The organism is Micromonospora sp. NPDC003776 (genome assembly GCF_053605645.1).
Genome location: NZ_JBSGJR010000239.1, coordinates 1 through 9,541, shown reverse-complemented (window position 1 = coordinate 9,541; position 9,541 = coordinate 1). Strand labels below are relative to the sequence as shown.

Annotated in this window: 10 protein-coding genes and 3 pseudogenes; 7 read left to right on the top strand and 6 right to left on the bottom strand. The window is 73.9% G+C overall.

Translation table 11 applies throughout. The annotated features are described in order from the left end of the window. Positions 1–375, top strand: a pseudogene (locus ACWEVO_RS19750) (ComF family protein); the annotation flags it as partial. Positions 376–626: 251 nt separating this feature from the next. Beyond that, positions 627–1,280 (top strand): ribosome hibernation-promoting factor, HPF/YfiA family, encoded by a 654-nt coding sequence (gene hpf, locus ACWEVO_RS19745; RefSeq protein WP_452308984.1) that lies wholly within the window; start codon positions 627–629, stop codon positions 1,278–1,280. 60 nt (positions 1,281–1,340) lie between these two features. On the opposite strand, the gene ACWEVO_RS19740 is transcribed toward hpf, so the two are convergent. Continuing rightward, the gene (locus ACWEVO_RS19740) at positions 1,341–2,450 is read right to left on the bottom strand and encodes a GNAT family N-acetyltransferase (RefSeq protein ID WP_452308983.1); all 1,110 of its coding nucleotides are present in this window, start codon (positions 2,448–2,450) and stop codon (positions 1,341–1,343) included. Continuing rightward, positions 2,447–3,604: a GNAT family N-acetyltransferase gene (locus tag ACWEVO_RS19735; protein WP_452308982.1), complete on the bottom strand. Its 1,158-nt coding sequence runs from the start codon at positions 3,602–3,604 to the stop codon at positions 2,447–2,449. Before ACWEVO_RS19735 ends, ACWEVO_RS19740 begins: the two co-directional genes overlap by 4 nt. A gap of 168 nt (positions 3,605–3,772) precedes the next feature. Here ACWEVO_RS19735 and ACWEVO_RS19730 point away from each other — a divergent pair. The 3 genes and pseudogenes from ACWEVO_RS19730 to ACWEVO_RS19720 form a co-directional block, all read left to right on the top strand. Beyond that, positions 3,773–4,213, top strand: a pseudogene (locus ACWEVO_RS19730) (preprotein translocase subunit SecA); the annotation flags it as partial. Continuing rightward, positions 4,198–4,575: pseudogene (locus ACWEVO_RS19725) on the top strand (molybdopterin-dependent oxidoreductase); the annotation flags it as partial. The pseudogenes ACWEVO_RS19730 and ACWEVO_RS19725, both read left to right, overlap by 16 nt. Further along, entirely contained in the window at positions 4,568–5,017 is a 450-nt protein-coding gene (locus ACWEVO_RS19720) for a hypothetical protein (RefSeq protein ID WP_452308981.1), read from the top strand. The pseudogene ACWEVO_RS19725 and the gene ACWEVO_RS19720, both read left to right, overlap by 8 nt. A gap of 10 nt (positions 5,018–5,027) precedes the next feature. Here ACWEVO_RS19720 and ACWEVO_RS19715 read toward each other — a convergent pair whose 3' ends face one another. Together ACWEVO_RS19715 and ACWEVO_RS19710 are read right to left on the bottom strand one after the other, a co-directional pair. Continuing rightward, positions 5,028–5,351 (bottom strand): nuclear transport factor 2 family protein, encoded by a 324-nt coding sequence (locus ACWEVO_RS19715; protein WP_452308980.1) that lies wholly within the window; start codon positions 5,349–5,351, stop codon positions 5,028–5,030. 24 nt (positions 5,352–5,375) lie between these two features. Continuing rightward, a complete protein-coding gene (locus tag ACWEVO_RS19710) occupies positions 5,376–6,161 on the bottom strand; it encodes an SDR family oxidoreductase (protein ID WP_452308979.1) in 786 nt (261 codons plus the stop codon). Positions 6,162–6,273: 112 nt separating this feature from the next. On the opposite strand from ACWEVO_RS19710, the gene ACWEVO_RS19705 reads away from it, so the two are divergent. Continuing rightward, positions 6,274–6,777 carry a winged helix-turn-helix transcriptional regulator gene (locus ACWEVO_RS19705; protein WP_452308978.1) on the top strand — a complete coding sequence of 168 codons (504 nt, stop codon included), beginning with the start codon at positions 6,274–6,276 and terminating at the stop codon, positions 6,775–6,777. Between the two features lie 6 nt (positions 6,778–6,783). On the opposite strand, the gene ACWEVO_RS19700 is transcribed toward ACWEVO_RS19705, so the two are convergent. Together ACWEVO_RS19700 and ACWEVO_RS19695 are read right to left on the bottom strand one after the other, a co-directional pair. Further along, complete coding sequence (locus ACWEVO_RS19700) at positions 6,784–7,623, bottom strand: PhzF family phenazine biosynthesis protein (protein WP_452308977.1); 840 nt, start codon at positions 7,621–7,623, stop codon at positions 6,784–6,786. Next, positions 7,620–8,846: an SLC13 family permease gene (locus ACWEVO_RS19695; RefSeq protein ID WP_452308976.1), complete on the bottom strand. Its 1,227-nt coding sequence runs from the start codon at positions 8,844–8,846 to the stop codon at positions 7,620–7,622. The genes ACWEVO_RS19700 and ACWEVO_RS19695 overlap by 4 nt, the downstream gene beginning before the upstream one ends. A 95-nt stretch (positions 8,847–8,941) precedes the next feature. On the opposite strand from ACWEVO_RS19695, the gene ACWEVO_RS19690 reads away from it, so the two are divergent. Next, on the top strand, positions 8,942–9,505 hold the full coding sequence (locus tag ACWEVO_RS19690) for a toll/interleukin-1 receptor domain-containing protein (RefSeq protein WP_452308975.1): 564 nt from the start codon (positions 8,942–8,944) through the stop codon (positions 9,503–9,505). Positions 9,506–9,541 lie beyond the last annotated feature (36 nt).

Sequence of the window (9,541 nt, the reverse complement as noted above, 5' to 3'; positions counted from 1 at the left end):
GTGCCGGTGCCGGTGCCGGTGGCGGCCACCGCGCGGGCTGCCCGGGCCCGCTACGGCGACCACCTGGACCGCATGACCCGGCACGCCGCGGCCCGGCTGCGCGCGGCCGGCTGGCCGATACGCGTGCGGTACCCGCTGCGGGCGCTGCCCCGGCCGGACTCGGTCGCGCTGGACAGTGCCGGGCGGGCCGCGGCGGCCGACGCGGCGTTCCGGCTGCGGCGGTCGGGCGTGGTGGACGGGCCGATTGTGCTGCTCGATGACATCGTCACCACCGGTGCGACACTCGCGGCGGTGAGCCGGGTCTTGCATGCGGCGGGAATGACGCCAAAGGCCGCGGCGGTGCTCGCCGCAACGCAAAAGCGACGCCATCAGTGACGCTTCGTGTTTCCGTTTCACCCCATGGTGTATGAGCTGTTAAATTTCGCGGCCTCCTTTGGCAACCAGGGGTGACTGGTGGCCCAACAGGAGTTAGCGTTTTCGTGTCGGGGGTAGGAGGTCCATCACCCTTCCCCGGCATTGGAAGGAGGCGTAGCCGTACCAACCGGTCGACGCCGAGCGGGGCAGCTCCCACGGGGCGTCGACCGGATAGATCCGGACCGAACGACCGTCCGAACAAGGGAGGTCACGTGGACATCGTGGTCAAGGGCCGTAACGTCGAAGTGCCGGACCATTACCGGGTGCACGTAGCCGAAAAGCTCGCGAAGATCGAACGCTACGACCACAAGCTCATTCGTGTGGACGTCGAGTTGTTCCACGAGCGCAATCCGCGCCAGGCCGATCACTGCCAGCGGGTGGAAATCACCTGCGTCACGCGCGGCCCGGTGATCCGGGCCGAGGCCTGCACGAATGATTTCTACAGCGCGCTGGACGCGGCCATCGCCAAGTTGGACACCCGGTTCCGCCGGGCGGCCGACCGGCGTCGCGTCCACCGGGGGCGGCACGCGCCGCTCTCCGTCGCCGCGGCCACCGCCGACCTGCCGGTGGCCGACCTCGACGGGCCCGGGCTGGCGGTGCTGAACGGCTCCCGTACGGCGACTGCGGTCGCCGACCGACCCGACGACGACTACGTCACCGAGGAGCACGGCGACCAGCCGTGGCACATCGCGCGGGAGAAGGTGCACCCCGCCGAGCCGATGACCGTCGACGACGCGTTGTTCCAGATGGAGCTGGTCGGTCACGACTTCTATCTGTTCCAGGACAAGGAGTCCGGCCGCCCGAGTGTCGTCTACCGTCGGCACGCCTACGACTACGGGATCATCTCGCTCGACACGGCGCCCTGATCACCGCGTGACCGGAGACTGGCCGGGAGCCGTGGTGGCCTGCCACCGCGGCTCCCGCCGTCAGCGGGCGCGGTCGTCGGCCAGCAGGCCGTAGAGCACCGAGTCGACCCGGGTGCCGGCCGGACCGGGGAGCCGGCCGCGCATCACCCCTTCCCGGCGGAAGCCGGCCTTCTCCAGGACCCGCTGCGAGGCGACGTTTTCCGGCCGGGTGCCCGCCCAGAGCCGGGCCAGTCCGACGTCGAAGGCCCAGCCGGCCAGCAGCGCCACGGTCCGGGTGGCCAGCCCCCGGCCTCGGGCCTCGGGCAGCAGGCTGTAGCCGAGCATGGCCTGACCGGTGGTCGGTTCGTCGTACACCAGCGCGCAGCCGCCGACCACCGCGTCGGTGTGTGCGTCGAGGATGGCGAGGTCGGCGGAACGGCCGGCCAGCCAGTGGCTCTCCGCCAGGCGGCAGCGCCGCTCGGTCGCCTCCCGGCTGGGCGGCGCCGGCGGCACCCGGTTCGCCACCACCTCCGGCAGCGTGTGCAGCCGGTGCATCGGGTCGGCGTCCGTCGGGCCGAGCCGGCGCAGGGCGACCACCCCGTCGGTGAGCCGGCCCCCGGGCAGGTCGGGCAGCAGCCGGGCGGTCGGCCCGGGCGGGTCGTCGGCGAGGCGTACCCAGGCGACCAGGTCGTACCGGCCGCCGTCGCGCGCGGTGCCGGCCCCGCGGCGTACCCCCTCGTGGTGGAAGCCCGAGGCCAGCGCGACGCGCTGGCTGGCCACGTTCTCCGGCTCGACGAGCAGTTCCAGCCGCGCGGTGCCGGCGGCGAAGGCCCGTTCGGCCAGCGCCCGGGCGGCGGCCGTCGCCACGCCCCGGCCACGTGCCCACGGCGCCACCCAGTAGCCGATCTCCAGCTGCCGCCGCTCGGGCAGCGGGCTGCCGAGCCCGACGGCGCCGAGCAGCCGGTCGGTCGCCGGGTCGGCGATCGCGTACGACGCGCCGCCCGCGGCCCAGACCGCCGGCGCGCCCTGGGTGATCCACCAGCGGGCGCTCTCCTCCGTGTACGGGTCGGGGAAGCCGGTCATGAACCGCCGGATCAGCGGGTCCGCGGCGGCGGCGACGGTGTCGGCCAGGTCGGCCGGGCGGTGCTGCCGCAGCCGCACCCCGTACGCCTCGATGGTCTCGGGCGTCACGCCAGGTCCTGTGGAAGCAGCGCGGCCACCCAGGCGTCCGTCGGCTCCCCCCGGTGCTGGACGCCACCGCGGGCGGTGCCCTCGAAGACGAAGCCGGCCTTCTCGGCGGCCCGACGCGAGGCGGTGTTGCCCACGTTGGCCCGCCACTCGATCCGGGCCAGTCCGAGCGTGGTGAACCCCCAGGCGCTCAGCGCACCGAGGGCGGCCGGCATCCAGCCACGGCCCCGGGCGTACGGGGCGGTCATGAAGCCCACGTCGGCGACGAGCGGGGAGGCGGGGGTGATCCGCAGGTCGACCGAGCCGGCGTACCGGTCGTCGGCGCCGGCGATGGCGAAGGTGGCGCCGGTGCCGCGGGCCCAGGCCGCCCGCGCGACGTCCCGCAGGAAGCCCTCCGCGTACTCCGACAGGTACGGGTGCGGGACGGTGGTCCAGCGGGCGGTCTGCTCGTCCCGGCAGGTCTCGACCAGCGCGTCGAGGTCGCGCTCCTCCAGCGGGCGCAGCCGCAGCTCGGTGTCCCCGGCGGTGGCGAAGAGGACGGGCTGGGGGCGGCCGAACACGGCGGCCCGGCGGGCCGGCAGGGTGTCCGGGCCGTACGGGACGGGTTCGCCGGGCGCGGCCAGCTCGGACGGGAGGAGCGAGCCGACCCAGCCCTCCCGGCGGCCGTCGACGGCCGGCTGGGCCAGCCGCAGCTCGCCCTCGATCCGGAAACCGGCCCGGAGCGCGACCAGGCGGGAGGCGTGGTTGCCGATCTCGGCCTGCCAGATCAGCCGGCGCAGCTTGAGCGCGTCGAAGGCCCAGCGGGCGACGGCCCGGGTGGCCCGTACCGCGACGCCCCGGCCGCGCGCCCAGGGCGCGGTCCAGTAGCCCACCTCGGCCGAGTCCAGCGCCCGGTCGATCGAGACCAGGCCGCAGGACGCGAGCAGCTCCCCGCTGTCGGCGTCGCAGACCGCGAACAGCGCCTCGGTGCCCTCCGCCCAGGCCGTCCCGCTGATCGTGGTCACGTACCCGAGGGCGTGTTCGGGCAGATACGGGCGAGGTACGGTGGTCCAGCGCTGGATGTCCGGATCCTGGCAGGCGCGGTACACCGCGTCGGCGTCCTCGGCCCGCCAGGGTCGCAGCAGCAGGCCGTCCTCGATGATCTCCGCGGGCTCCATCGGGTCATCGTGCCGGATCGTTCGCGCTGGGCGTAACCGGATAACGGCCGCTCAACGGCCACCTGGGGCGTTATGTCGGGTTCCCTGCCCCGGACCGCCGCCACCAGTGACCATCGCCGCGATGGAGCGCCTACGATGGTTCGAGACTGTCTAGGGGAGCGTTGATCCGTGTCGATTCTGGAAAAGGTCCTTAGCGCGGGCGAGGGCCGTATGGTGCGCCGGCTCAAGGCCATCGCCGCCGCCGTCAACTCGATCGAGGACGACTACGTCAACCTCAGCGACGACGAGCTGCGCGGCATGACCGACCAGTTCAGGGAGCGGCTCGCCGACGGTGAGACCCTCGATGACCTGTTGCCCGAGGCGTTCGCGGTGTGCCGGGAGGCCGCCTCGCGGGTGCTCGGCCAGCGGCCCTACGACGTCCAGGTGATGGGCGGCGCGGCGCTGCACTTCGGCAACATCGCCGAGATGAAGACCGGTGAGGGCAAGACCCTGACCTCGGTCATGCCGGTCTACCTGAACGCGCTCGCCGGCAAGGGCGTGCACGTGGTCACGGTGAACGACTACCTGGCCGAGCGTGACGCCGCCTGGATGGGTCGGGTGCACGAGTGGTCACCCTCGACCGGGCCCGGTTGCTGGCCCTGCCCCAGCACACCGCCACCCTGCCGATCGCCTGCGTCGAGGGCTGGTCCACCGCGCAGACCTGGACCGGGGTCCGGCTGCGCGACCTCGCCGCTCTGGTCGGCCCCGGCGAACCGGCCCGGGCCCAGGTCCGGTCGCTGGAACGCGCCGGCCTGTTCCGCCAGGTGACCCTCCAGGGCAACCAGGTGGCCGACCCGGACGCGCTGCTGGCCCTGCGGGTCAACGGCGTCGACCTCAGCCCGGACCACGGCTACCCGGCACGGATCATCGTGCCCGCGCTGCCCGGCGTGCACTGCACCAAGTGGGTGGAGGAGATCGCGTTCGATGGCTGAGTTCCGGCGGGCGTACGGCGCAGCCCCCTGGCACCTGCTGCTCCTGGCCGGCTGTTTCGCGGTGGCCGGCTGGATCGCGCTGCGGCTGGCCGGCGAGCCGACCGCCGGGCGGATGCTGGTGTGGTTCGTGGGCGCGGCGATCGCCCACGACCTGGTCCTCTTCCCGGCGTACGCGGCGGTCGACCGGGTGCTGCGCGCCGGGTGGGCCCGGGGCGGGCGGCCGTCGGTGCTGAACCACCTCCGGGTCCCGGCGCTCGGCGCGGGCCTGCTCCTGCTGGTCTACCTGCCCGGGATCCTCGGCCTCGGCGACGGCACGTACGTCGCGGCGACCGGCCTGGCCCCCCGGGCGCTGGTGGGCCGGTGGCTGGTGGTCAGCGCTGTGCTGTTCGCCGCCAGCGCGCTGGTGTACGCCGTCCGCCGGTTGTCCCGCCGGGCCGGCTGACCGGCCGGGATCAGGGGGCGATGCGCAGCCGGCGGATGTGCGTCTCGTCGTAGTCCTCGAACCGGAACCGCAGGCCGGGGAACGGGCTGCCGGGGAAGTCACCGCTGATGGTGGCGGTCACCACCGTGCCGGCCGGGGTGTCCTCGACGTCGGTGATCTCGTACGAGACCAGCGGCGTCTCGCGGCGCCACGCGCGGATCTCCCCGATGCCCCGGTGGGTCCGCCCCTCGTCCTCCACCACGGCGTCGTCGGCGAAGAGGGCGAAGTACTGATCCTTGTCCGGCTGGCCGGCCAGTTCGAAGTAGCGGCTGATGAGCTCCGGTGCCGTGTTCATGGGTTCTCCTTGCCGATCGGTGGGTCAGACGGTGGGGATGGTGCCGCCGTCGATGACGTGCTCGGCGCCGACGATCGCCGAGGCGCGGTCCGAGACGAGGAAGGCGACCAGGTCGGCCACCTCCTGCGGGTACGCCGGACGGCCCAGTGGGATCCCGCCGAGGCTGGCCATCAGCTGGCCGAGGGCGCCCTCGCGGTCGGTGCCCGACGCGGCGGCGAGCCGGTCGATCAGGGCGTCGGCCGCCGAGGTCCGGATGAACCCGGGCGCCACGCTGTTGACCCGGATGCCGTGCGGGGCGAGCTCGTTGGCGAGTCCCTTGCTGTAGGTGGTCAGCGCGGACTTCGCCGCGGCGTACGCCAGGGTGGCCTCGTACAGCGGCTTGCGCCGCTGGATCGAGGAGACGTGCACGATCGCGCCGCGCCCCGAAGCGATCATGGCGGGGACCAGCCGGCGGTCCAGCCGGACCGCCCCGAGCAGGTTGAGGTTGAGTTCCTCGAGCCAGGTCGCCTCGTCGAGGGCGGCGAACCCGCCGCCCGGCGCGTGCGAGCCGCCCACGACGTGCACCAGGACGTCCACGCCCTCGGGCAGCCGGTCGGCGACCGTCTGCGCGCCGCCCACCGTCGCGGTGTCGGCGGCGATGAACCGCTCGGGGTACGGGTGGCCGGGCGGTTCGTTGCGGGCGGTGACCCAGACCGTAGCCCCTGCCTCGCGCAGCCGGTCGGCGATCGCCGCGCCAGCGCCCTTGGTGCCGCCGGTGACCAGGGCCCGTCGACCGGCCAGCGAGTCCCGGTCGGGCAGTGGCTGCGCCATCGGGTGTCCTCTCCTCGGGCAGCACGAGACGGACGCGTGGCGGCGCGTATCGTTACTGCTAAACTAAAAGTAAGTGACTTCGACCTTAGCACCCACTCGGCGAGGAGCACGCATGGCAGGGAAGATCCGCCTGGAGGACCGCGAGTGCCCGCTCTCGGCGACGCTCGGCGTCGTGGGCGAGTGGTGGACTCTGCTGATCCTGCACGACGCCTTCGACGGGTACACCCGGTTCGATCAGTTCCAGGCGAACCTGCGGATCTCCTCCAGCATGCTGACCAGCCGGCTCCGCACCCTCACGGCCAACGGCCTGCTGGAGCGCCGCCGTTACCAGACCCATCCCGACCGGTACGAGTACGTGCTCACCGACCTGGGCCGTAGCCTGCGCCCGGTGATCGTCGCGCTCGCCGCCTGGGGCAACTCCCGGCTGGAACCCGAGCGGCGCAGCATGATCCTGGTCGACCGGGAGACCGGCGCGGAGGTCGAGCCGGTCGTGGTGGACCGGGCCACCGGCCGCCCGTTGGACCCGCAGCGGTACGTCTTCGCCGCCGGGCCCGCGGCGAGCGAGGTCATGCGTGCCCGGTACGCGGGCGTCGCGCCGGAGCGGCCCGAGACGTGAGCCGGCTCAGTCCGGGGAAAGGTCGCCGGTGATCGTCGCGACGCCGCCGACCTGGACCAGCGGGCCGGCGGGGCCCGGCCGGGTGGTGGCGACCACGGTCGAGGGCTCGCCGAGCGCGTCACCCATGTCGACCGCCAGCGCGGACCCGCCCCGCCCCGCCAGGTGCGCCGCGAGGCAGGCCGTGCTGTTGGCGTTGGCGATGTCCTCCGGCACCCCGATCGACGGGGCGAACATCCGGGCCGCGGCGCGGCCGTCGGGACCCGGGGTGGTGTGTACGTAGCAGCCCAGCAGCCCCAGCCGTTCGCACGTCTCGCGCAGCCGGGTCAGGTCGGGGGCCAGTGCGGCCAGCACCTCGCGGTCCGCCACCTGCACCAAAAGCCGGGGCCGGCCCACCGAGGCGACCCGGCAGGGCGACTCGGGTCCGATGCCCAGGGCCGACAGCACCGGCGCGCACTCCGCCGGCACCGGCTCGCGCAGCGTGACCGGTCCGGGGTCGAAGACCGCCTGGTACCGGCCGTCGTCCCCGGTGGCCCGGCCGACGAAGGTCCGGCCGCCGGAGCGGAGCGTCGTCCCGTACTCCCGGGTGCCGGCGCGGGCGGCCAGCACCGCCAGGGCGGCCACCGTGCCGTGCCCGCAGGCCGGCAACTCGGCGGCGGCGGTGAAGAAGCGCAGTGACACGGACCCGTCCGCCGTGGGGGCGAGGAAGACCGCATGGGACGTGCCCGCCGCCACCGGCACCGCGCGTCGCTCGGCGTCGGTCAGCGACGTGTCGTCGACCACCGCGGTCGGGCTGCCGCCCCGCCTGTCCCGCTGGCACGCGTGCACGATGGTGACGCGGCGGCTCACGGGCCCACCAGCAGGGCGGCGACGGTGGCCGTGGTGGCCAGGGCGGCCAGCGCGGCGCTGGTGGCCACGAACCGGCCCAGCGGCACCGCCACCCCGGCGGCGCGGCAGCGCTCGTACCAGATCAGCGTGGCCAGCGACGCCCACGGCGTGGCGAGCGGGCCGACGTTGGTGCCGACCAGCAGGGCCAGCAGTTGGGTGTGGTGGTCGGTGGCGATGACCGCCTCCCCGGCGACGTACGCGGGCAGGTTGTTGACCACGTTGGCGAAGAGGGCGCCGACGGCGCCCGCCCGCAGCGCGCCCGCCGCGCCCGGGTCGCCGCCGATCAGCGTGCCCATCACGGTGTCCAGGCCGTGCCGCCCGATGGTCTGCACCACCAGGAACAGGCCGGTCACGAAGACCAGCAGCCGCCACGGGACCAACGCGAGCCGGAGGCTGCCCCGGGCCCGGACGGCGAAGCCGGCGACCAGGATCGCGGCGGCCACCCCGGAGGCCACTCCGATCTCGACACCGGCCAGGATGCCGGCCACGAAGAGCAGGCACGCGGCGAACGCGGTGCGGTAGAGCACCGGGTCCGGTGGCACGTGCGGGGGTGGCGGGACGAACGGGTCGGCGCCGGCCCGGGCCGGCCGCCAGTACCACCACCAGAGCAGCAGCATGGTGATCACGATGGCGACCAATTGGGGCCACCACATCCGGGCCGCCCACGGCACCGGGTCCAGGCCGATCCGGTCGCTGGCCAGGATGTTGGTCAGGTTGGACACCGGCAGCAGCAGGCTGGCCGTGTTGGCCAGCCACACCGTGGTCATCGCCAGCGGCGTCGGCGGCACCCCGAGCTTGCGGGCCAGCGCGATCATCACCGGGGTGAGCAGCACGGCGGTGGTGTCCAGGTTGAGCGCGATGGTGGTGACCGAGGCGAACCCGACGCAGAGCCAGAACAGCGCCCGGAAGCTGCCCCGCGCGGTGATCGCCACCTGGGCGGCCAGCGCGTCGAAGACCCCGGCCACCGCGGTCAGCTCGGCCAGCACCACCACCGTGCCGAGGAAGATCAAAATGGGGACGATCCGGCGTACGGTGGCCTCGGCGTCGGCGCGGGGGAGCAGTCCGGTGAGGACACAGGCCAGCCCGACCACGGCCAGCCCGATCGCGATCCAGTCGAGCACGTGCAGCCGGCCCCAGCGGGATCGGTCCGGCGCGGCGGACGGCGGCTCGCCGACGGTCTCCACGAGGGATGATCCTCGCACACCGGCGAGCGGCCAGACGCGCCCGACGCGGCTGCCGAGGGTGGCCACGGATTGACCGTCAGTGGTGAAATGACCATGTGGCTGTAGGCGCGCACCCCACCCGGTCCGACCGCCCCATCGACTTCTTCATCAGCTACTCGCCCGCCGACGAACGCTGGGCGACCTGGCTGGCCTGGGAGTTCGAGGCCGCCGGCTACCGCACCCTGCTCCAGGCCTGGGACTTCGTGGCCGGCACCAACTTCATCGACTTCATGGACCGGGGCGTCCGGGAGGCGGCCGTCGTGGTGGCCGTCCTGTCCGAGCGCTACCTGCATTCCACCTACGGCAAGCTGGAGTGGCAGGCCGCGCTGCGCGCCGACCCCGACGGCACCGGCAACAAGCTGGTCACCGTGCGGGTGGAGGACTGCCCGATCGACGGGCTGCTGGCCACCATCACGTACGTCGACCTGGTCGGGGTGACCGACCCGGCGCAGGCCCGGGGCCGGGTGCTCGACCGGATCCGGGAGGCGCTCAACGGCCGGGCCAAGCCCGTCCTGCAACCGGCGTTCCCGCACCACCCCGCCGACCCGGCCGGGGTGCTCGCCACCCCGGGTCGCCGCTGTCACCGGCGGGCCGGCCCGATCACCACCTCGGCGAGATAGACGCAGGTGCGCCCCTCGTGCGAGGAGTAGTAGCTG